Annotated in this window: 19 protein-coding genes; 10 read left to right on the top strand and 9 right to left on the bottom strand. The window is 64.0% G+C overall.

Annotation, left to right across the window (positions count from 1 at the left end):
- The 7 genes from Q0799_RS14970 to Q0799_RS14940 all read right to left on the bottom strand — a co-directional run bounded on the left by Q0799_RS14970 (position 1) and on the right by Q0799_RS14940 (position 10,298).
- Positions 1-690, bottom strand: coding sequence for a bifunctional 2-polyprenyl-6-hydroxyphenol methylase/3-demethylubiquinol 3-O-methyltransferase UbiG (locus tag Q0799_RS14970; protein ID WP_298399782.1), 690 nt, complete (start codon positions 688-690; stop codon positions 1-3).
- Positions 687-1,235, bottom strand: coding sequence for a hypoxanthine-guanine phosphoribosyltransferase (locus Q0799_RS14965; RefSeq protein ID WP_298399835.1), 549 nt, complete (start codon positions 1,233-1,235; stop codon positions 687-689). Before Q0799_RS14965 ends, Q0799_RS14970 begins: the two co-directional genes overlap by 4 nt.
- The gene (gene galU / locus Q0799_RS14960) at positions 1,235-2,107 is read right to left on the bottom strand and encodes a UTP--glucose-1-phosphate uridylyltransferase GalU (RefSeq protein ID WP_298399780.1); all 873 of its coding nucleotides are present in this window, start codon (positions 2,105-2,107) and stop codon (positions 1,235-1,237) included. Before galU ends, Q0799_RS14965 begins: the two co-directional genes overlap by 1 nt.
- On the bottom strand, positions 2,104-4,479 hold the full coding sequence (gene ligA / locus Q0799_RS14955) for an NAD-dependent DNA ligase LigA (RefSeq protein WP_298399778.1): 2,376 nt from the start codon (positions 4,477-4,479) through the stop codon (positions 2,104-2,106). The genes galU and ligA overlap by 4 nt, the downstream gene beginning before the upstream one ends.
- Positions 4,479-5,801, bottom strand: coding sequence for a cell division protein ZipA C-terminal FtsZ-binding domain-containing protein (locus Q0799_RS14950; RefSeq protein ID WP_298399776.1), 1,323 nt, complete (start codon positions 5,799-5,801; stop codon positions 4,479-4,481). The genes ligA and Q0799_RS14950 overlap by 1 nt, the downstream gene beginning before the upstream one ends.
- Positions 5,798-9,292, bottom strand: coding sequence for a chromosome segregation protein SMC (gene smc, locus Q0799_RS14945; RefSeq protein ID WP_298399774.1), 3,495 nt, complete (start codon positions 9,290-9,292; stop codon positions 5,798-5,800). The genes Q0799_RS14950 and smc overlap by 4 nt, the downstream gene beginning before the upstream one ends.
- Positions 9,293-9,386: 94 nt before the next feature.
- Positions 9,387-10,298 carry a hypothetical protein gene (locus tag Q0799_RS14940; RefSeq protein ID WP_298399772.1) on the bottom strand — a complete coding sequence of 304 codons (912 nt, stop codon included), beginning with the start codon at positions 10,296-10,298 and terminating at the stop codon, positions 9,387-9,389.
- Positions 10,299-10,396: 98 nt separating this feature from the next.
- Between Q0799_RS14940 and Q0799_RS14935 the strand changes: the two genes are divergently transcribed.
- From Q0799_RS14935 to Q0799_RS14895, 9 genes are all read left to right on the top strand, one after another.
- The gene (locus Q0799_RS14935; protein ID WP_298399770.1) at positions 10,397-10,870 is read left to right on the top strand and encodes a nucleoside deaminase; all 474 of its coding nucleotides are present in this window, start codon (positions 10,397-10,399) and stop codon (positions 10,868-10,870) included.
- A gap of 69 nt (positions 10,871-10,939) precedes the next feature.
- A complete protein-coding gene (dapC, locus tag Q0799_RS14930; protein ID WP_298399768.1) occupies positions 10,940-12,133 on the top strand; it encodes a succinyldiaminopimelate transaminase in 1,194 nt (397 codons plus the stop codon).
- Positions 12,134-12,146: 13 nt separating this feature from the next.
- Entirely contained in the window at positions 12,147-12,962 is an 816-nt protein-coding gene (dapD, locus tag Q0799_RS14925; RefSeq protein ID WP_298399766.1) for a 2,3,4,5-tetrahydropyridine-2,6-dicarboxylate N-succinyltransferase, read from the top strand.
- 24 nt (positions 12,963-12,986) lie between these two features.
- Positions 12,987-14,171 carry a PilT/PilU family type 4a pilus ATPase gene (locus Q0799_RS14920; protein WP_298399764.1) on the top strand — a complete coding sequence of 395 codons (1,185 nt, stop codon included), beginning with the start codon at positions 12,987-12,989 and terminating at the stop codon, positions 14,169-14,171.
- A complete protein-coding gene (gene dapE / locus Q0799_RS14915; protein WP_298399762.1) occupies positions 14,171-15,304 on the top strand; it encodes a succinyl-diaminopimelate desuccinylase in 1,134 nt (377 codons plus the stop codon). Before Q0799_RS14920 ends, dapE begins: the two co-directional genes overlap by 1 nt.
- Positions 15,301-16,197, top strand: coding sequence for a 50S ribosomal protein L3 N(5)-glutamine methyltransferase (gene prmB / locus Q0799_RS14910; RefSeq protein ID WP_298399760.1), 897 nt, complete (start codon positions 15,301-15,303; stop codon positions 16,195-16,197). Before dapE ends, prmB begins: the two co-directional genes overlap by 4 nt.
- 23 nt (positions 16,198-16,220) lie before the next feature.
- A complete protein-coding gene (locus Q0799_RS14905; RefSeq protein WP_298399758.1) occupies positions 16,221-16,793 on the top strand; it encodes a zeta toxin family protein in 573 nt (190 codons plus the stop codon).
- Complete coding sequence (locus Q0799_RS14900) at positions 16,790-16,987, top strand: hypothetical protein (RefSeq protein WP_298399756.1); 198 nt, start codon at positions 16,790-16,792, stop codon at positions 16,985-16,987. Before Q0799_RS14905 ends, Q0799_RS14900 begins: the two co-directional genes overlap by 4 nt.
- 3 nt (positions 16,988-16,990) lie before the next feature.
- Positions 16,991-17,863, top strand: coding sequence for a spermidine synthase-like protein (locus Q0799_RS14895; RefSeq protein ID WP_298399754.1), 873 nt, complete (start codon positions 16,991-16,993; stop codon positions 17,861-17,863).
- A 3-nt stretch (positions 17,864-17,866) separates the two neighbouring features.
- Here Q0799_RS14895 and Q0799_RS14890 read toward each other — a convergent pair whose 3' ends face one another.
- Positions 17,867-19,075, bottom strand: a complete 1,209-nt coding sequence (locus Q0799_RS14890) for an HD domain-containing phosphohydrolase (RefSeq protein ID WP_298399752.1) — start codon at positions 19,073-19,075, stop codon at positions 17,867-17,869.
- A gap of 137 nt (positions 19,076-19,212) precedes the next feature.
- Between Q0799_RS14890 and Q0799_RS14885 the strand changes: the two genes are divergently transcribed.
- The gene (locus Q0799_RS14885; protein WP_298399750.1) at positions 19,213-20,022 is read left to right on the top strand and encodes a LuxR C-terminal-related transcriptional regulator; all 810 of its coding nucleotides are present in this window, start codon (positions 19,213-19,215) and stop codon (positions 20,020-20,022) included.
- Here the strand turns inward: Q0799_RS14885 and Q0799_RS14880 are convergent.
- Entirely contained in the window at positions 20,009-21,463 is a 1,455-nt protein-coding gene (locus Q0799_RS14880; protein ID WP_298399748.1) for an aminoacyl-histidine dipeptidase, read from the bottom strand. The genes Q0799_RS14885 and Q0799_RS14880 overlap by 14 nt on opposite strands.
- Positions 21,464-21,497 lie beyond the last annotated feature (34 nt).

Below are 21,497 nucleotides of genomic sequence, written 5' to 3'. Positions count from 1 at the left end.
TCATGTACTCCGGATCGCCAGCAGGGAAGCCAGCGTAGGCACCACGTGCTTGAGTGCAGGGTGCGGTTTGGCAAGCTGGGCGACATTGCCGCCCAGCTTGCGATAAATGGCGTTGTTGCGGTTGGCCGAAAACGGCAGACCGCTGAACGTGCGTTCGAGATGATAGCGGACCAGCGTATCGCGACCGATGTCCTTGGCCTGCCAGGGGATCGCCGTACGATCGACGATGTGCAGGGCACGCACAGCAGGCAGACCGGCCGCCAGTTCGGCAACCGCGCGATGCAGGCGTTCGCGATAGGCGGCAACGGCCTGTCCGCCATCGCTGGCGCTGGCACCGGTGATTTCGGCGGGCGCGCCCATCAGCCAGCAGACCACGCAATCCGGCGCAAAGGCCTCGATGGCGGCACGCTGCGCGGCGTCGAGCGCCTCGACATCCGCCTGCAACAGCGTGGCCGCATCGCCCACCCGTTGCCGGGTCAGTGCCAGGCATTCCGGCAAGGTATCGATGGCCAGCACCGCCAGTCCGCGCGCAACCAGTGCCTGCGTGGCAAACCCCACGCCGCAGCCGATTTCGAGCACGCGAGAACCGGGCACCAGCCCGGCCATCCAGTCGTAATCCCCTTGACGGGCGTAAGTCAGCCCCTCGTCTTCCCAGTAAGCGATGAATTCGGCGACGGTACGCCCGCTCATGCCCCTTCCTTCTTGGCATGGATCGCCGGCAGGTTGCGCCAGGCGCCGCCCGCATCCATGCCGAAACCGAAGACGAAGCGATCAGGCACGGTCAGGCCGACGAAATCGGCCGCCAGCGGCTTCTGCTTGCCGTTTTCCTTGTTGGCGAAGACCGCCGTCAGCACTTCGGCCGCGCCGAGGCGCAGCAGGCTTTCCTTGACCGCGGCCAGAGTCACGCCTTCGTCGAGGATGTCGTCGACGACCAGCACGCTGCGCCCCTTGACCGGCGCCCACGGCGCACTGCGCCAGGAAATCTTGCCACCCTGGGTTTCCGGCCCGTAGCGGGTGGCGTGCAGGTAATCGAAGTCGAGCGGAAAATCCAGACGGGTCAGCAGCTGGCCGCAAAACACCACGCCACCCGTCATCACGCACAGCACCAGTGGATACTTGTCGGCCAGCCGGGCGCGGATGTCCGCGGCGACCCGATCGACCGCCGCCTGGACGGTCTGCGCATCGTGAATGATCTCCGCATCGGCCAGCATGGCTTGCGCTTTCTGGATATCCATCATGCCTCCCTGTTCTTGTTCAGATAAGCCGTGAAATCGCCCCCGACTTCCGGGTGGCGCTGGCCGAACACCACGGTCGCCTGCAGGTAACCGAGTTTCGAACCGCAATCGTAGCGCACGCCGTCATAGCGGTGGGCCAATACCTGTTCTTCCGAAAGCAGCGAGGCGATGCCGTCGGTCAGTTGAATCTCGCCGCCAGCACCCGGCTTGATCTTTTCCAGGTGCTCGAAAATGCGCGGCGTCAGGATGTAACGGCCGACCACCGCCAGCGTTGACGGCGCCTCCTCCGGCTTGGGTTTCTCGACGATGGCGTTGACCTGTTCCAGACGATCGGCCACCTTGCGCGCATCGACGATACCGTAACTGCGCGTGTCGGCGCGCGGCACATCCTGAACACCCAGCACCGAGCAGCGGTAGTAGTCATAGACATCCGACATCTGCTTCATCACCGGCGTATCGCCGTCGAGCAGATCGTCGGCCAGAAGAACCGCAAACGGTTCGTCGCCGATCACCGGCTTGGCGCACAGCACGGCGTGACCGAGGCCGAGCGCCTCCTGCTGGCGGATGTAGATGCAGTTGATGTCGCGCGGAATCATGTTGCGGACGAATTCGAGCATTTCCGTCTTGCCGCGCGACTCCAGTTCCGATTCCAGTTCGTAGGCCTTGTCGAAATGATCCTCGATCGCCCGCTTGGAGCGGCCGGTGACGAAGATCATGTCGGTAATGCCGGCCGCCACGGCCTCCTCGACCGCGTACTGGATCAGTGGCTTGTCCACGATGGGCAGCATTTCCTTGGGGCTGGCCTTGGTCGCCGGCAGGAAACGCGTCCCCATGCCGGCGACGGGGAATACCGCCTTTCTGACTTTCTTCATCCTGTTTCTCCCTGATTCAACAATTCCAGCAAGCCTGCCTCGTCAAGCACGGCAACGCCCAGTTCGCGCGCCTTGTCGAGCTTGCTGCCGGCTTCCTCGCCGGCGACCACGTAGTCGGTCTTCTTCGATACCGAGCCGGCCACCTTGCCGCCGGCCGCTTCGATCATCGCCTTGGCGTCGTCGCGTTTCAGGGTCGGCAGCGTACCGGTCAGCACCAAGGTTTTGCCGGCCAGCGGTGCCGGTCCGGCAAGCACTGCGCCTTGCGGCATGGCGGCCAGCAGTTCTTCGCGACGGCGGGCCACACCGGCCAGCAGACCGCGTCGGCCCGACTGGTTCAGCCACTCAAACAAGGCGCTGATCACGTCACCGGGCAAACCGGCCACCGATAACGCCGCCGCATCGATGCTGCCATCGGCGAGCGCGCCGCCGTCGGCCACAGCCGCCAGTTGGGCAGCGCGCTTGGCGGTCAGTTTCGGCACGGCCAGCACCGCGTAGATCTCGGCCCAGGCCAGACGTTCGGCCAGGCCGGGATGTGGCGGATGTTCATCACTGGGCGCGACGCCGGCAGCGAGCAAGGCATCGACTGCGTCGAGGTTGCGTTGCTCGGCAAAGAAATCGGCGATGGCTGCCGCCACCGTCGCGCCAATGTCGGGCAGCACGGCAAGCAGCGGCGCCGGCGCGCGGCGCACCCGGTCCAGGCTGCCCAGCCAGTCGGCCAGCGTCTTGGCAGTGGTCTCGCCGACGTGACGAATGCCTAGCGCGAACAGCAGTCGGGCGAGTTTCGGCGTCTTGCTGGCTTCGATACCCGCAAGCAGGTTCTCGGCCCAGCGCGTCGGCGTCTGGCCGGCCTTGACCGTTTCCGGCACCGTACCGTCCTTTTCGTCGGCGCGCCGCTTCATTTCCAGCAGGTCGGCCAGCGTCAGCTTGTACAGGTCGGCAACACCGTGAATGTAGTCGAATTCGACCAGGCGCTCGACGTAGCGGTCGCCCAGGCCTTCGATATCCATCATCCGGCGACCGGCGAAATGCAGGATCGCCTGGATGCGCTGGGCGCTGCACGAGAAACCACCGGAACAGCGGGTCACCGCCTCGCCCGGCTCGCGGACCGTGTGCGCCCCGCACACCGGGCAGGCAGCGGGCATCACGAACGGCCGGGCAGCGACCGGCCGGCGCTCGGCGATGACACCGACGACTTCCGGGATGACATCGCCGGCGCGGCGCACGATCACCGTGTCGCCAACGCAGATGCCGCCCTTGCGCTCGACCTCGTCGGCGTTGTGCAAGGTTGCATTGGTCACCGTCACCCCGCCGACAAACACCGGCTTCAGGCGTGCCACCGGCGTCAGCGCGCCGGTGCGGCCGACCTGGATGTCGATGGCCTCGACCACGGTCGATGCTTCCTGCGGCGGATACTTGTGCGCCACCGCCCAGCGCGGCTCGCGCGAGCGGAAACCGAGGCGGCGCTGCAGTTCCAGGTCATTGACCTTGTACACCACGCCGTCGATGTCGAACGGCAGGCTGTCGCGCAATTCGGCGATGCGCCGGTGAAAACCGGCCAGCGCCTCGCCGCCCGCCAACACCGCACGATGTTCGCACACCGGCAGACCGAAGGCAGCCAGCGCATCGAGCAGACCGCCATGCGTTGGCGGCGGCTGCCAGCCGTCTACCGCACCGATGCCGTAGGCGAAGAACTTCAGCGGCCGGCTCGCGGCGATCGCCGGATCGAGCTGGCGAACGCTGCCCGCAGCGGCGTTGCGCGGATTGACCAGGGTCTTTTCGCCACGCGCCGCAGCGGCGGCGTTATAGGCGTCCAGATCGCCGCGGCACATGTACACCTCGCCGCGAACCTCCAGCAATGGTGGCGCTTCGCCGCGCAAGCGCAGCGGAATCTGACCGATGGTGCGCAAGTTCTGGGTCACGTCCTCGCCGGTCGTGCCGTCGCCGCGCGTTGCACCGCGCACCAGCACGCCGTTTTCGTAACGCAGGCTGACGGCCAGGCCGTCGAATTTCAGTTCGGCCGCGTAATCGACGGCCGGCGCGCCCTCGCCCAGTTCCAGCTCACGCCGGATGCGGGCATCGAAATTGAGCGCGCCGCTGGATTCGGTATCGGTCTCGGTCTGGATCGACAGCATGGCCACGTCGTGCACCACCGGCGCGAACTGCGCCAGCGGCTTGCCGCCGACGCGCAGGGTCGGCGAATCGGCCGTCGCCAGCGTCGGATGCTCGGTTTCCAGTGCCTGCAATTCGCGGAACAGCGCGTCGTAATCGGCATCCGGAATGGTCGGTGCGTCGAGGACGTAATACGCGTGGTTGTGACGTTCCAGTTCGGCGCGCAGCCAGGCTGCGCGCGCGACGACTTCCGGTGCCGGCATCACGAGAACAGGCGCAGGGCTTGTGGCGAACCGGCCGGCAGGCCAAAGGACTGCATGGTGGCCTGCGGCTTGCCAATGAACTCGCGGCGGATGTGCTCGAGCTGGGCGTCGCCCAAAGGCTGGCGGTTGTCATCGACCAGCGTGCCCTGCAGCGTCTCGGCAAAGCGGCGGGCCTGTTCGACCATCTGCTGGAACACCCGCTCGCCGTGATCGACGCGCGGCACGTCGAGCAGGAAAGTCAGGCCGTGCGTGGTCATGGTGCGCAGGGTATCGGCGGCGAAACCGGCGCTTTCGTAATTCTGCAGGCTGAACTGGGCACGTCCGTCGTCATCGTGACGGGTGAACATGCCGTCGAGGCCGAGCACCATGCCGGCAGCTTCCGCCAGGGCGCGAATCTTGGTCCCCGGGAAAGGCTGGCCGCGGCTGACCAGGTTGAGGCCGATTTCCAGATCGACGGCGGCGCAGAAGCGGTCGATTTCCGCCGCCTGGTCGAGCACCCGGCTCGTCGGCATGTCGGCCACCGCCATCAGTTCGTCGGCCAGCGCCTGCATGGCACCGGTGAATACCGCCAGGTCGCCGTCGGACACAGGCCCCAGGCGGTTAACCAGTTGCAGGCCGACGCGCAGGCGACGCACCGGAATTTCGTTATCGGAACGCAAACGTATCCACTCGCGGGCGCGTTCGTTGTAGGCGACGAAATGCACCGGCCGGGACACCCGCTGCAGCACGTCGCGCTGCGATTGCAGTATCTGGCGCGACGAAACCGGCTCGACCAGTTCCATCGAGACGATGAATTCGAGGCGCGGATCGAGCAATTCGGCGGGTACTGGCTCGGGTGCCGGGGCTTCTTCGAACGCAGCAAAAACCGGCGGTGCAACGACCGGTTCGCGCAGCGGTGGCGGCACGACCGGTGCTTCGACGACTGGCACTTCGATCACCGGCTCGGCGACCGGTTCGGGAACCGGCTCGACGACGGGCTCGGGCATCGACACCTCGGGCACTTCCGGCACCGACGTCTCAACCGTCGGCGGCAGATCCCAGGGCGGGATGTCTTCGGGTTCGGCCGGAACAGGGGCCGCGTTCGTCGCGTACCGGGATTCGTCTTCGTCGACCGGCGGCGCAAAAACCGGCTCGACCCGTTCACTCTCCGTCACCGCCGCGGCCGGCCTGGCCGCAGGTTTGAGCAGGACATCGTCGTGCTCGGGGCGAAGGACCGATTCGGCCACCTTGCGATGCCTGTATTCCTGCCATTTGTTGTACGCCACGACGCCCGCAACGGCGAGTCCGCCCAGCCCGATCAGTCCGTATTGAAGTTCAGTCACGCATCCCTCATCTTCAAGGCTTCTTCGATATCCACTTCCACCACGCGCGAGACGCCGCTTTCCTGCATGGTGACGCCGACCAGTTGTTCGGCCATTTCCATCGCGATTTTATTATGGGAAATGAACAGGAATTGTGTTGCCCCCGACATTTTCTTGACCATACCGCAGAAACGCTCGGTATTCGTGTCGTCCAGCGGCGCATCGACCTCGTCGAGCAGGCAGAACGGCGCCGGGTTCAACTGGAACATAGAGAACACCAGCGCAATCGCCGTCAGCGCCTTTTCGCCGCCGGAAAGCAGGTGAATGGTCGAGTTCTTCTTGCCCGGCGGCTGGGCGATGACCTGCACGCCGGCGTCGAGGATTTCCTCGCCGGTCATCACCAGTTCGGCGCGACCACCGCCGAACAGCTCCGGGAACAGCTTGCCGAAATGGCTGTTGACCGTATCGAAAGTGTTCTTCAGCAGGTCGCGCGTTTCGCGGTCGATGCGGCGGATGGCGTTTTCCAGGGTTTCCATCGCCTCGTTGAGGTCGGCCGCCTGCATGTCGAGGTAACCCTTGCGCTCGGTTGCCGTTTCCAGTTCCTGCAGCGCCGCCAGGTTGACTGCGCCCAGTTCGGCGATGGCGTTACCCAGGCGGGTGATTTCGCCCTGCAGCGATGACGGCCGCGCCTCGCCCAACAAAGGCAACAAGGCCGCCTCGTCGGCACCGGCTTCGAGCAACTGCATGGCAAACTGCTCGGCGTTGAGCGCCGCCGCCTGCTCCTTCAACTTGAGATCGCCGATCCGGGTACGCAGCGGCTCCAGCCCCTGCTCGATCTTCATGCGCTGCTCTTCGAGCGCGCGCAGGGCGTTGGTCGCCGCTTCCAGCGCATCGCGCTTGCCAGCCAGCGCCTGCTCGGCGGCAACGCGGGCGGCCAGCGCCTGCTGCAACTGTTCTTCCATGACATCGGCCGGCGCCGCCTCGACCTGGTCGGCACAGGCGGCACGGTCGCGTTCGATGCGCGTCAGTTCGCGCTGCGCCAGCGCCTGCTGGGCAAAGATGTCCTGCAGCTTGCCGTCGGCCTCGCGCGCCGAGAACTGAGCCTCGCGCAGTGCCCGGTCAAGGTCGGCATTGCGCTCGCGTTCGGCGCGCACGGCACGTTCGCATTCATCCAGACGCGACTGCGCACCGGCAACCAGCACGCGGATGCGGCTCAAACCTTCGCGGATTTCCTCGATCCGTTCGTCGGCAGCCATTTCGCGCTCGCGCTCGCCCTCTTCTTCCTCGGCCAGTTCGGCGAGCTGTTCGGCGATGCGTTCCTTCTGCTCGTTGTAACGGGCCAGCGCCTGGCTCAGCTTGAGCACTTCCAGTTGCACGTGATGCACGCGCTGCTGGCGGTCGGTGACGTACTGGCGCGTCTCGTCGATTTCTTCCTGCTTGTCGGCGTACTGCTCGTCGAACATTTCCGACTGTTCGCGCAGGCTTTCGCTTTTTTCCTCGGCCAGCGCGATGCCCTCGGCCAGCGCCTCGATCTCGCGCTGGCGTTCGAGCAGGCCGTGCTCGCCCTGATCCGGCGCGAAGAAGGTCAGGCTGCTGCGGGTCAGCAGATCGCCGCCCCGGGTGACGACGGCACCGGCCGGCGCCAGCGATTCGCGCAAGGCCAGTGCCTCGGCCAGGGTTTCTGCGGCGAGCACCCCGCCCAGCCAGTCGGCCAGTGCGCTGCGCACCCGTGCATCGTCGCAGCGCACGCGGGCGAGCAGGCTGTCCGGTGCGACGGCATCAGTTCCTGCACCGCCCAGCATGACCGCCAGGCGACCGTCCGGCCGGTCATGCTGCCACTCGGCAATACGCGCCGGATCGTCGCAGGCAATCGCCGACAGGCGCTCGCGCAACACCGCTTCGACCGCCTCTTCCCAGCCGGCCTCGACATGGATCTGCTGCCACAATGCCGGTGCCTCGGCCAGGCCGTGGCGCTGCAGCCATTCGGGCAACTTGCCGCTACCCGCCGTCTTCGCCTGCATCTGTTCGAGCGCCGCCCGGCGTGCCTGACCGGCCGCCAGCTCGCGCTCCAGCCGCTGCAGTTCGCCCTGCACGGCCTTGCGCCTGGCTTCGAGTTGCGGCATTTCCTCCTGCAACTGCTGCAGGTGCTCCTGGTCGCCGGCGAGTTCCTCGCGCAGCAATTCCAGTTCTTCTTCCTTCTCGGCCAGCGCCAGTTCGTCGGGCGCCTCGCCGAAGGTCTCGTCGCGCAGGCGTTCGCGGCGCTGGATAATGGCCTGCAGCGAACGCTGGGCATGCGCCTTGTGGGTCTGCTCGACTTCCAGCTTCTGCTCGCCGTTGGTCGTGCGTGTCTTCAGCCGCTGCAGTTCTTCCAGCGCCTGCGCATGATCTTCCTCGACCTGCGGCGCCAGGTTCATCTGCGCATGCAGGCGTTCCTCGGCTTCCTCGACACGCAAGCGGGTAATTTCCTGCGTTTCTTCCCAGCTTTCCCGATCGACGGCGAGCTTCTCGGCCGTCTGCGTCCAGTGCGCCAGTTCGTCTTCCAGTTGCACCAGCCGGGCTTCAAGCTGGCTGCGCGATTCGCGACGATGGCGGATTTCCGCTTCCAGCCGCGCGACTTCGGCATTGGCCGCGTACATCTCGCTCTGCGCGTTGTGCAGGGCGTCACCGGCAGCGAAATGGGCTTCGCGGGTTTCCTCGGCACGCGCCTCGGTTTCGCGCAGCGCGGCGCTCTGCGCTTCGAGTTCGGTCGTCGTCCGCTCGACATCGAGCGCCAGGCGCTGGCGCTCGGCCTCGGCTTCGCGCTTTTTCAACAGCCACAAAAGTTGCTGTTTCTGGACCAGTTGCTCGTTGAGCGCGTGATAGCGGCGGGCAACCTCGGCCTGCGACGCCAGGCGTTCGATCTGGTGGCCGAGTTCCTCGCGAATGTCCTCGACGCGCAGCAGGTTCTCGCGGGTGTCTTCAAGACGCCCCTGGGTTTCCTTGCGCCGCTCCTTGTAGCGGGTGACGCCGGCCGCTTCTTCGAGGAAGACGCGCAGGTCGTCGGGGCGCGCCTCGATGATGCGCGAGATCATGCCCTGGCCGATGATCGCGTAGGCACGCGGCCCCAGCCCGGTTCCCAGGAAGAGATCGGTGATGTCCTTGCGCCGGACCTTCAGGTTGTTGATGAAGTAATCCGACTGCCCCTGCCGGGTCAGCACGCGCTTGACCGACAGTTCGGCGTACTGCGACCACTGGCCCATGGCCCGACCGAGCGAGTTGTCGAAAATCAGTTCGACGGAGGCGCGCGACACCGGCTTCCTGTTGGTCGAGCCGTTGAAGATCACGTCCATCATCGACTCGCCACGCAATTCCGAGGCTTTCGACTCACCCAGCACCCAGCGCACGGCGTCCATGATGTTCGACTTGCCGCAGCCGTTCGGCCCGACGACACCGACCAGTTGCCCGGGCAGGGACACCGTGGTCGGATCGACGAAGGACTTGAAGCCGGCGAGTTTGAGTTTGGTCAGGCGCATGCGCGGTCATAGGCGGGACGACATGCCCGCCACATTGGGGGCCGTATGATAGCATCGTCGCCGCGCTGGCCCTTGCCTGCCGCCCACCCCGTTTTCAGGAACCGGCCGCTTCTTCTGCTGCCAACTTCTCTCCGTAACGTTCGGAAATGAGATTTTCGACGCCCCGGGTCAGTTCATGCCCGGCCAGACGCTGACCGAGACCGCGCACCGCCGTCATGAATTCGCTTTCGTCGAACCCCGCTGCCGTGGCCATCGTCAGCCACCAGGAACGCTGCGGGGAGACGATGACTTCCGGCATTTCCAGACCGGATGCTGCCCAGCGTTCCCGCCAGACAGGCGATACCGATTGCGCATTGAGGTCGATGGCCTTGGTCTCGTCCGCTGCCACGGGCTCGGTCACCGGCAGCAAATCGGGATTTTCACGGCCAAGGCGGCCCATCGCGTTACTGATATCGAACTCCCGCTGCACATCGGCTTCGTTCATCGGCGATTTCCAGCCCAAGATCTGCACCCGCATGCTCAGATTCATCAGTAGATTGAAACGGGCTGACTGTTCGGTGTTCATGTTGGCATACCCATCGGCGGACAAGCTGCGCATTTCCTCGCGAAAGCCGTCCAGCAAGGCCTGGTTCTCTGGCAACAGCGGCAATCCCAGGGGTCCTTCTCCGCCCAGAGCGCCCTGGGCCTTGTTGGCCGCCAGGCGACTCATGGCCTCATCGATCACATCCGCGGGGAAATCCTTGGTGAACCACTTGGTGACCGCCTGCGGCAACGGTATGCCGGTCGTTTTTGCCGCTGCCTCGCTTTTCAATGCATCGCGGGCTGCCGACGAGATGCTTACGCTGTCGGCAGCGTTCGTTGGCGACACCGACGCCGGCCCGGCCGTCGCTATACGCTGCGCTGTCTGGCTGCGAAAAAACTCGGCACTTCCCTGAACACGTGAGATCGAAAACATGGACCAACTCCGCAACATGCAATGGTGATGTTTGCACTGAGCAAGTGACATGCCATACGCAAAAACAAATACCGGAAAGGCTAGGTGCGCCTCGCTATCCGGGCTTGTGATAGCATCCCCGACATCACAGCCCTTACCGGAGCCTGCCCATGAATCCGGACGACATTTTCCTGGCCCGCGCCGTCGAACTTGCCCGTCAAGGCAGCGAACGGGGCGACGGCGGTCCGTTTGGCGCGGTCATCGTGCACGACGGCAGGATCGTGGCCGAAGCCTGGAACCGGGTCGTTGCCTGCAAAGACCCGACCGCCCACGCCGAAGTCGCCGCGATCCGCAGTGCCAGCGCCGCGCTTGACCGCTTCCATCTCACCGGCTGTACCCTCTACGCCTCCAGCGAACCCTGCCCGATGTGTCTGGCCGCTGCCTACTGGGCGCGCATCGAGCGCATCGTCTTCGCCAACAGCCGTGCCGAAGCTGCCGCCATCGGCTTTTGCGACGACTGGCTCTACGACGAACTGCAACTGCCGGTCAGCGCACGCCGCATTCCCATGGAACACCGCCCGCTGCCGGGGGCGATCGAGACCATGCAGACCTGGGCTTGTTGCCCGCAACGTGTTCCTTATTGAGAACCGGACGCAAAGCCCGCGCCTTTTTCGGCGATAATCCGGTTTTACCCGATGCCTGATTGCTGCAACGTGAATCCCCATCTCGCCCAACTCCAGCCCTACCCCTTCGAAAAGCTGCGCGCGCTGTTCGCCGGCGTCACTCCCAACCCGCAACACAAGGAAATCAAGCTGTCCATCGGCGAGCCGCAACATGCGACGCCGCAGTTCATCATGGACGCGCTGCACGCCAACCTGCTCGGCCTGGCCAACTATCCGACGACCCAGGGCATTCCGGCGCTACGGCACGCAATCCACGACTGGTGCAACCGTCGTTACGGCATCGCCGTTGATCCGGAAACCGAAATCCTGCCGGTCAACGGTTCGCGCGAAGCACTGTTCTCCTTCGCCCAGACGGTCATCGATCCGACCCGCGCCGGCGGCACGCCCATCGTCGTCAGCCCCAACCCGTTCTACCAGATCTACGAAGGCGCGGCCTACCTGGCCGGCGCCGAGCCGCGCTTCCTGAACAACCTGCCGGACAACGGCTTCGCCTTCGACTACGGCCAGCTCTCCGACGCCGAATGGGCGCGCGTGCAACTGTTCTACGTCTGCTCGCCGGGCAACCCGACCGGCAAGGTGCTGTCGCTGGCCGACTGGAAGACGCTGTTCGAACTGTCCGACAAGTACGGCTTCATCATCGCCTCCGACGAGTGTTACTCGGAAATCTACTTCGACGAAGCCAACCCGCCGATCGGCGGCCTCCAGGCTGCACACTTGCTCGGCCGCAGCTTTGACCGCCTGGTGATGTTCTCCAGCCTGTCAAAGCGCTCCAACGTGCCGGGCATGCGTTCCGGTTTCGTTGCCGGCGACGCGAAGATCCTGAAGAAATTCCTGCTCTACCGCACCTACCACGGCTGCGCCATGGCGCCCCCGATCCAGGCAGCCTCGGTCGTTGCCTGGAACGACGAGGCGCACGTGCTCGATAACCGCGACCAGTACCGCGAAAAATTTGCCGCCTGCACGCCGCTGATCGGCGAAGTACTCGGCACCGGCATGCCCGACGCCAGCTTCTACCTGTGGGCGAAGACTCCGGTCGCCGATACCGAGTTCGCCCGTGGGCTGCTCGAACACTATAATGTCGTGGCCTTGCCCGGCAGCTTCCTTGCCCGCGAATCGCAGGGCGTCAATCCGGGCGCCAATTTCATCCGCATCGCACTGGTCGCCGGGCTCGACGAATGCCTGGAAGCCAGCCGCCGCATCCGTGAATTCACCCAACAACTTTGAGAGAGAAAAACACATGAGCCATCCGCTGCAAGCCACCATCGACGAACTCTGGGAAAAGCGCACCGAACTGACGACCCAATCCGCCGACGCGATCAAGATCATCGAATCGGTGATCGCCGACCTCGACGCCGGCAAGCTGCGCATCGCCGAGAAGGTCAATGGCGAATGGATCGTCAACCAGTGGGCCAAGAAGGCCGTGCTGCTGTCCTTCCGCACCCGCGACAACCGCGTCCAGAAGGCCGGCGACATCAACTTCTACGACAAGGTCGACACCAAGTTCCAGGGCTGGACCGAAGAACAGTTCAAGGCCGGCGGCTTCCGCGTCGTGCCGGGCGCCTTCGCGCGCAAGGGCGCCTTCATCGCCAAGAACGCCGTGCTCATGCCGTCCTACGTGAACATCGGCGCCTACGTCGATGAAGGCACCATGGTCGACACCTGGGCTACCGTCGGTTCCTGCGCGCAGATCGGCAAGAACGTGCACCTCTCCGGCGGCGTCGGCATCGGCGGCGTGCTCGAACCGATCCAGGCCGGCCCGGTGATCATCGAAGACAACTGCTTCATCGGCGCCCGTTCGGAAGTCGTCGAAGGCGTCATCGTCGGCGAGAACTCGGTGATCTCGATGGGCGTGTACATCGGCCAGAGCACCCCGATCTACGATCGCGAAACCGGCGAGATCACTTACGGCAAGATCCCCCCGGGCTCGGTCGTGATCTCCGGCTCGCTGCCCAAGGACGGTGGCAAGTACAGCCTCTACGCCGCCATCATCGTCAAGAAGGTCGACGCGCAAACCCGCTCGAAGACCAGCATCAACGAACTGCTGCGCGCCTAACCCCCTCTCCGCGAAGGTCTTGCCATGATCCTCGACAAACTGTTCCAGTTGATGTCGGAAAAGCAGGCGTCGGACATCTTCATTTCCGCCGGCACGCCGATCCACATCAAGATCCAGGGCACCACCATGCCGGTGAATCAGCAGATCATGCTGCCCGACATGATCGAGAAGATCGCCTACGAACTGATGTCGCCGGATCAGGCCAAGACCTTCGAAGCCAACAACGAGATGAACCTCTCGTTCGGCGTGCCGCAAGTCGGCAACTTCCGGATCAACATCTTCCGCCAGCGCGGTTCGATCGGCATCGTCGTCCGCTTCATCCTCGGCAACATCCCGCCGCTCGACACGCTCGGCCTGCCGTCGCTGCTCGGCGAGCTGATCATGGAAAAACGGGGTTTGATCCTGATCGTCGGCGCCACCGGCTCGGGCAAATCGACGACCATCGCCTCGATGCTCGATTACCGCAATGCCACGCGCACCGGTCACATCCTGACCGTCGAAGACCCGATCGAATTCCTGTTCAAGCACAAGAAATCCATCGTCAACCAGCGCGAAATCGGCATGGACACGCACGACTGGGGCACCGCGTTGAAGAACGCGATGCGCCAGGCGCCCGACTGCATCCTGATCGGCGAAATCCGCGACCGCGACACCATGCAGGCGGCCATTTCCTACGCCCAGACCGGCCACCTGTGCCTGGCCACGCTGCACGCCAACAACTCCTACCACGCGCTCAACCGGATCATCAGCTTCTTCCCGCTGGAGAACCGGCCGGCGCTCTTCCTCGACCTGTCGGTGGCGCTGCGCGCCATCGTTTCCCAGCGCCTGGTCAAGAAGCCCGACGGCAAGCGCCTGCCGACCTGCGAAATCATGCTCAACACGCGCCACATCAGCGAACTGATCGAGCGCGGCGAAGTCCAGGGCATCAAGGACGCGATGGAGCAGACGCTGGCCCCGGGATCGCAGACCTTCGAGCAGGACCTGTTCAAGCTCTACCACGAAGGCACGATCACCCTCGACGAAGCCCTGGCCAACGCCGACTCGCCGACCAATCTGTCGTGGCTGATCAACAACTCCGAATTCAATTCCGGCAACGGCAAGGAAGAGAAGAAGCCCGACATCAGCCTGGAATTCGACAGCACCAACGAAGGCGGCGCCTCGTTCAAGGAATTCCAGCTCAGCCTCGCCGACGACGAAGACAATCCCTGATGACTGATACCACGCTCGACCTGGCACGCCAGATCATGGCCTGCCCGTCCGTCACGCCCGACGACGCGGGCTGCATGGACATCCTTGGCGCCCGTCTGGCCGCCATCGGCTTTTCGCTCGAATGGCTGGACCGCAACGGCACCCGCAACCTCTGGGCACGCCGCGGCACTGCCGCGCCGCTGTTCGTCTTCGCCGGCCACACCGACGTCGTCCCGACCGGCCCGCTGGAAAGATGGACCAGCCCGCCGTTCGCCCCGGAAATCCGTGACGGCAAGCTCTACGGCCGTGGCGCCGCCGACATGAAGACCGGCGTCGCTGCCTCGGTCACGGCGGTTGAAGCCTTTGTCGCCGCGCATCCGGACCACCCCGGCTCGCTCGCCTTCCTGCTCACCTCCGACGAGGAAGGCGACGCCAACGACGGCACCGTGGCCGTCACCGAAGTCCTGCAGGCGCGTGGCGAACATCTCGACTACTGCATCATCGGCGAACCGACCTCGGTCAACACGCTCGGCGACATGATCAAGAACGGTCGTCGCGGCTCGCTCTCCGGCGTACTCAACGTCAAGGGCATCCAGTGCCACATCGCCTACCCGGAAAAAGGCCGCAACCCGATCCACCAGGCCGCGCCGGCCATCGCCGAACTGGCGGCGACCGAGTGGGATCAGGGCAACGAATACTTCCCGCCGACCACCTGGCAGATTTCCAACATCCACGGCGGCACCGGTGCGACCAACGTCGTTCCCGGGCAGCTGGAAATCAAGTTCAATTTCCGTTTCTCCACCGCCAGCACCCCGGAAGGCCTGCAGCAGCGCCTGTGCGCCATCCTCGACCGGCACGGGCTGGAATACGAGATCAAATGGACGCTCGGCGCCCGCCCCTTCCTGACCGGTCGCGGCCCGCTGGCTGACGCGGCGGTCGAGGCGATCCGCAGCGTTTGCGGCATCGAAACCGAACTATCGACCACCGGCGGCACCTCCGACGGCCGCTTCATCGCGCCGATCTGCGGCCAGTTGCTGGAAATCGGCCCGTCCAACGCGACCAGCCACAAGATCGACGAATGCATCGCCGTCGACGCCCCCGCGCAACTCTCGGCGATCTACCGCCGCATCCTGGAAAAGATCCTGCTCGCATGACCGCCGCCGCAAAAACCGAACTGATCACCGTCCGCGACTTCATCCGCTACGCGGTCAGCCGCTTCAACGCCGCCCAGCTGTTCTTCGGCCACGGCAGCGACAACGCCTGGGACGAAGCGGTATATCTCACGCTGCACGCTTTACACCTGCCGCTCGACCGCCTCGAACCCTTCCTCGACGCCCGCCTGCTACCCGAAGAACGCACCCGCCTGCTCGACCTCTACAGCCGCCGCTGCCAGGACCGCCTGCCGGCCGCCTACCTGACCCACGAAGCTTGGCTCGGCGAAGACCGTTTCTACGTCGATGAGCGCGTCATCGTGCCGCGCTCCTTCATCGCCGAACTGCTCGACGAACAGCTGACGCCCTGGGTCGCCGACCCGTGGGCGGTCGAAAACGCGCTCGACCTGTGCACCGGCTCCGGCTGCCTGGCGATCAAGCTGGCGCTCAACTTCCCCAACGCCCAGGTCGATGCCGTCGACCTGTCGAAAGACGCGCTGGCCGTCGCCGAACGCAACATCGCCGACTACCACCTGGGCGAGCGCGTGCATCCGGTCCATTCCGACGCCTTCACGGCGCTGACCGGCCGCCGTTACGACCTGATCATCTCCAACCCGCCCTACGTCGATGCCGAATCCGTCGATGCGCTGCCGCCGGAATACCTGCACGAACCGGAAATGGCGCTCGGCTCGGGTGACGACGGCCTCGACTTCACGCGCATCATCCTCGCCGAAGCAAAGAAGCACCTGAGCGAAGACGGCATCCTCGTCGTCGAGATCGGCCACAACCGCGACGCCCTGGAAGCCGCCTACCCCGACCTGCCCTTCACCTGGCTCGACACGGCCGCCGGCGACGAATACGTGTTCATGCTCAACGCGGCCGATCTGCCGGACTAAGCGGAGATGAAAGGAGTCTGCTGATGCCAACTTGCTGGATCATTGCCGGTCCCAATGGCGCCGGCAAGACTACCTTTGCCTTGAAGTATCTCCCCTTGGTCGCAAAGTGCTCGCGATTTGTTAATGCCGATCTGATCGCAGCAGGCTTGTCACCACTGGCACCTGAGCAGGAATTGGTCAGTGCCAGTCGAATTTTCCTCAGCGAGATTGAACAGAACATTAGCGCTGGCTCAGACTTTGCCTTTGAAACCACGCTTTCCGGACGTAGCTATCTGAGGCTGATTCAACGCCTGCGAGCAACCGGATGGCAGGTGGAACTGATCTATCTCGCCTTACCCAATCTGGAAGTATCACGCCAGCGTGTCGCAGAACGAGTCGCTCACGGTGGGCATAGCATTCCTAGCAAAGCAATTGAGCGCCGTTTTTCGCGTAGCTTGAGCAACCTCTTCAACGAGTTTTCTGCTGCCGTGGATAACTGCCGCTGCTTTCTGAACGATGGACCCAGTCCGCAACTCGTTTTTGAACAACGCGGCGATTTCCGCTATATCGTTAACCAAGTGCTTTACCAACACCTACTCCAAGAGACCAAGCGATGACCATCGTTCCATCACAGCCTTCCGATCAAGCCAAGGCAATACTGGAATCGCTTCGCCAGGCGGTTCACGAAACGCTTGAACGCAAGCAACGTCTCGGTCAGTACGCAGTCATCTGGGAAGATGGCGAATTACGCCTCATCGGCGCAGAGTCCGATCACGCCGCCCCCAAGGCTATCGCCCACAGTAATCGCTGACCCTTGCCAGAAAAACTCTACGAACTCCCCAGCCCGTTCGAGATCGAGACCGGCACGGTCCTGATGCTTGAACCGGCCTGGGCGCGGGCCGGCGAATTGCGCGCCCAACTGCTCGACGAAAGCTATCCCAAGCCCTTCGTCATCGACGACGGCAAGTCGCGCTACCTCTACTTCAACGTCCGCCTGATGCAGAGCGAGATGGCGCTCAAGGCGCCGCACGATCTGGCGCTGCGCTACACGCAGAAGATGATGGGCTTCCTGCTCTTCCATCCGCGTCCCAAACGCATCGCGCTGATCGGCCTGGGCGGCGGCTCGATCGTCAAGTTCTGCCACCGCCGCCTGCCCGGCGTGCACATCACTGCCGTCGAACTCGACCCCGACGTGATCGCCCTGCGCGACGCCTTCTTTGTTCCTGCCGACGACGAACGCCTGCAGATCATCGAAGGCGACGGTGCCGCCTTCATCGAGCACACCGAAAAAGGTATCGACGCCCTGCTGGTCGATGCCTTCGACCGCACCGGCTTCGCCCCGGCGCTGGCCAACCGCGAGTTCTTTGAGAACGCTTACACCAAGCTCTCGGGCAACGGCGTGCTGGTGGTCAATCTGGCCGGCGACAAGGAAAGTTACGCCGGGCTGATCGGCGAGGCGATGCACGTCTTCGACGACCAGGTGATCGTCATTTCGGTGCCCGACGACGGCAACCACATCCTCTACGCGTTCAAGGAAAAGTACTTCGAACCGCGCTGGCGCTGGCTGCACAACCACGCCAAGGAACTGCGCGCCCGCCTCGGCCTCGACTTCCCGGCCTTCGCGCAGAAGATGGAACGCTCGGCCAAGCTCGGCTTCGCCCGGCGCGAGGCGATTCGCGGGCGCTGAAGCTTACGCCGGCTGCAGATTGCAGGAAAACCGGAACGCCGAAAACACCGGCGAATCGACATACTTCACCGCCTGCTCGTGCTCATCGCGGAAAGCCGCCTGGATTTCGACGATTTCCTCGCGACAAGCGATCAGGGCTTCGACGCAGCGCGGATCGAGCTTCCAGGTCGCCATCTTGCGCAGTGCGTCGAATGCCTCCTCGTTCGACCAGGCTTCCTTGTACGAGCGCTTGGAGGTCAATGCGTCGAACACGTCCGCCACGGCCACGATGCGCGCTTCGATCGGAATGTCCTCGCCGATCAGGCCGTAGGGATAGCCGCTACCGTCATAGTTCTCGTGGTGACACTCGGCGATATGGCAGACGAGGTCGGTATAGCCGAATTCCTCAAGGCCGAAGTTGCCGAGCATGGATTCGATCATCTCCCGCCCCTTGGTCGTATGCGTCTTCATCACTGCCATCTCGCCCTCGGTCAGTTTGCCGGGCTTGCGCAGGATTTCATCGGGAATGGCGATCTTGCCGATGTCGTGCATCGGCGCAAACCAGAACACCGCCTCGACGAACTCATCCTCCAGGCGATAATCCCGGGCCACCGCATTGGCGATCAATCGGGAGAATCTCGCCATACGCGCCAGATGCGCCCCGGTCTCCGGGTCCTTGTGCCCGGAAAAACAGGTTGCCGTCCGCAAAGCCCCCAGCAGCACCTGCACCTGCTTCAATTCCATGTTGACCAGCAGGGAAACCAGGCGGGCAATCATGTCCAGATACGGCAACGACGACTCGTCAAACACCCCGGCTTGGCGAGAGTTGAAGAAGACGAAGCCGCCCAACTGGCCGTTCTGATAAATCGGCACCGTATAGCTTGCCTGGTAGCCGTGGGTATTCAGTTTGCGCGCATGGGTTTTCCGGCTTCGCGCAAACACGGACATGTCGTTGATGACCCGGGGTTTGCCATCGAGCGAAATACGGTACAGGGATTTCGCATCCCGCAAACGGCACTGGTAATTGCCCAGCGGATTCTCGCCGTTCGTACTGTGGGCGAAGGTCTGCAACATGTCGTCCTGAGGGTCGTAGACCGCGATCCCGATGCGGTGAACGAATTCGCAACGCTGCCGCAACACGCGATGCAGGAAACCGATCTTCTCCGACATCGTCAGCTTTTCGTTCAGCCGGTTCAACAGATCCTGATGTTCGCACACCGAATTCTTCTTCATGGGCACCTCCGCTAGATGCCTGCACTGTAATTGGCCTGCATATCCTCGTCATCACCCGGCGGGGTGATATTCACCAAGCAGCAAAAATATATAATTCAATCGCTTACACAACCAGGACCGAGAAAAAGAAAAACACCATGGGCATCCACCATACGGGCAATGCAGAAATCGATCAGCAACACAGCATCCTCGAGAACATGGTCGAGCAGCTCGCCAGTTTCTGCAGTGAAAGCACGCCGCTGTCCCAGCCGGTTTGCGCCCATTGCCCACCGGGCCGCCAAACCGAATGCGGCAACAGCCTGGCCAGCCTGACCGGAGAACTCGCCGCCTTCCTGATCGGCCACGCGACCTACGAAGAAAAGATGATGGAACTGCTGCCCGACACCCCGGTGTGCCAGGCCCACATCAAGGCGCACAAGGCGGCCCATGAAGGCATTGCCCGGCAACTGAAGCGGCTGGCCCTGCAGGTGCAAAGCGAGCCGCCTTACGAAGCCAGCCTGTTCCTGCAAAAACTTACCGGTGAGTGGTTGGGCAATCACTCATCGTTGTTCGATAATCGTCTCGTTCGGCTGGGCAAGGCCGAAGCACCGGAAATCGATTTCGACGCCGAACTGGTGGTCATGCTCGATCAGCACGTCTTTCCCAATCGCCCAACCACCGGATCGCACGGCGAAGCTGCCGCGACGCAACGTCAGCGCGTCGAAATCGTCGGCCGCTTCGAATCGCTGACCGCCTCCCAACGCAAGGTGTTCTGGCTGGTCGTCAGCGGCCGGAAGAATGCCGAGATCGCCGAAGAACTGGGCATTTCCGTCAACACCGTCAAAACCCACCGCAGCGTGATCTTCCAGAAATTCGAAGTCAGCTCGGTCGTGGAATTGCTGCAGAAGACCGACATCCTGCGTCAGGCCAACGACAAGCAGCGGAAAGCGCCGCTCAGCCGCCGCTGATCTCGCCGAGGATCGCCCGCAGCAGGCGCCAGCAACATTCCACTGACGCCACCTCGACCCGCTCGCCGGGGGCGTGCGCACCGTGGATGGTCGGGCCGAAGGAGACGATGTCGAGGCCCGGGTATTGGGCGCCGATCAGCCCGCATTCGAGGCCGGCGTGGATCACCTGGACTGTCGAATCACCACCGAAATCGCGCTTGAACACCGCCTGGCAGGTTTGCAGCAGGGCCGAATCCGGGTTCGGCTGCCAGCCCGGATACTGGCCGGATTTTTCGGCAGCGGTGCCGGACAGCGCAAACAGGCTGACAATCTCGTCGGCCAGCGCGTCGGCCGCGCGGTCGACCAGCGAGCGGACCATGAAATTGGCGTAGCCGGCGTCCGGTGTCAGTTCGACGATACCGAGGTTGTTCGAGGTTTCGACCACGCCAGCCACCTGCCGGCTGAAACGCTTCACGCCATGCGGCGCGGCATGCAGCGACGCCAGCCAGGTGAATTGCTCGGCGCCGGCCATGACCGCATCCGCCGTCGCCGCTTGCGCGCTCAGGGCAATGCCGTCGTCCACACCGCGCAGCAGTTCGCGCAACGCCGCCTGCTGCTGCGCCAGCCAGGCATCCAGCCCATCGGCTTCGGGCAGCGCCAGCACGGCGAAGGCCTCGCGCGGCAGGGCGTTGCGCGCCGAGCCACCATGCAGCGACACCAACCGGTAAGGCATGACGCCGGCCAGGTCGTGCAGCACGCCGACCAGCAGCTTGATCGCGTTGCCGCGTTCCTCGTGGATATCGACGCCGGAATGCCCGCCGCGCAGCCCATTCAGCGCGATCCGGCGGACCGTCCAGCCGGCCGGCAGCGGTTCGGGCTCGCCGTCGCGGCGCACATCAACATCGAGCCCGCCGGCACAGCCAAGATAGAACTCGCCCCAGGCCTCGGTATCCAGGTTGAGCATCAGCGAGGCATCGAGCAAGCCCGGTTCGAGGCCGCGGGCGCCGCCCATGCCGGCTTCCTCGTCGATGGTCAGCAGGGCTTCCAGCGGCCCGTGGCGCAGCGTTTCGTCTTCCAGCGCTGCCAGGATCAGCGCCACGCCGATGCCGTTGTCGGCGCCCAGTGTCGTCTTCTCCGCAAGCAGCCAGCCATCGCGCAGCACCGGCTGGATCGCATCGCGGGAGAAATCGTGATCGCTGTCGGCATTCTTCTGGCAGACCATGTCCAGGTGCGCCTGCAGGACCACGGTCGGGGCATTTTCGCAACCGGGCGTCGCCGGCTTTTTCAGGATCAGGTTGCCGGCACCATCGACCCGCGCAGTCAGCGACCTTGCCCGCGCCCAGGCCAGCAATTTGTCGCGCAGTGCCGCCTCCTGCTTCGAGGCGCGCGGTGTCGCGCAGAGCAAGGCGAAATGGCGCCACACGGCAGCGGGATCGAGTCCGGCAATCAAATCGGCAGTCATGGTCTATCCGGCAGAAAAGGCGGCAGCTTACCGA

Source organism: uncultured Azonexus sp., assembly GCF_937982035.1.
Taxonomy (GTDB): Bacteria; Pseudomonadota; Gammaproteobacteria; order Burkholderiales; family Rhodocyclaceae; genus Azonexus.
Note: the sequence above shows the minus strand (reverse complement) of the source record. Positions and strands in the feature narration are given on the sequence as shown.

Coding starts and splice junctions, on each gene's coding strand:
- Q0799_RS14880 (WP_298399748.1), bottom strand. CDS start 21,463: ATGACTGCCGATTTGATTGCCGGACTCGATCCCGCTGCCGTGTGGCGC.
- Q0799_RS14935 (WP_298399770.1), top strand. CDS start 10,397: ATGAATCCGGACGACATTTTCCTGGCCCGCGCCGTCGAACTTGCCCGT.
- Q0799_RS14885 (WP_298399750.1), top strand. CDS start 19,213: ATGGGCATCCACCATACGGGCAATGCAGAAATCGATCAGCAACACAGC.
- ligA (WP_298399778.1), bottom strand. CDS start 4,479: ATGCCGGCACCGGAAGTCGTCGCGCGCGCAGCCTGGCTGCGCGCCGAA.
- smc (WP_298399774.1), bottom strand. CDS start 9,292: ATGCGCCTGACCAAACTCAAACTCGCCGGCTTCAAGTCCTTCGTCGAT.
- Q0799_RS14970 (WP_298399782.1), bottom strand. CDS start 690: ATGAGCGGGCGTACCGTCGCCGAATTCATCGCTTACTGGGAAGACGAG.
- Q0799_RS14940 (WP_298399772.1), bottom strand. CDS start 10,298: ATGTCACTTGCTCAGTGCAAACATCACCATTGCATGTTGCGGAGTTGG.
- dapD (WP_298399766.1), top strand. CDS start 12,147: ATGAGCCATCCGCTGCAAGCCACCATCGACGAACTCTGGGAAAAGCGC.
- Q0799_RS14920 (WP_298399764.1), top strand. CDS start 12,987: ATGATCCTCGACAAACTGTTCCAGTTGATGTCGGAAAAGCAGGCGTCG.
- Q0799_RS14965 (WP_298399835.1), bottom strand. CDS start 1,235: ATGGATATCCAGAAAGCGCAAGCCATGCTGGCCGATGCGGAGATCATT.
- prmB (WP_298399760.1), top strand. CDS start 15,301: ATGACCGCCGCCGCAAAAACCGAACTGATCACCGTCCGCGACTTCATC.
- Q0799_RS14890 (WP_298399752.1), bottom strand. CDS start 19,075: ATGAAGAAGAATTCGGTGTGCGAACATCAGGATCTGTTGAACCGGCTG.
- Q0799_RS14905 (WP_298399758.1), top strand. CDS start 16,221: ATGCCAACTTGCTGGATCATTGCCGGTCCCAATGGCGCCGGCAAGACT.
- dapE (WP_298399762.1), top strand. CDS start 14,171: ATGACTGATACCACGCTCGACCTGGCACGCCAGATCATGGCCTGCCCG.
- galU (WP_298399780.1), bottom strand. CDS start 2,107: ATGAAGAAAGTCAGAAAGGCGGTATTCCCCGTCGCCGGCATGGGGACG.
- Q0799_RS14900 (WP_298399756.1), top strand. CDS start 16,790: ATGACCATCGTTCCATCACAGCCTTCCGATCAAGCCAAGGCAATACTG.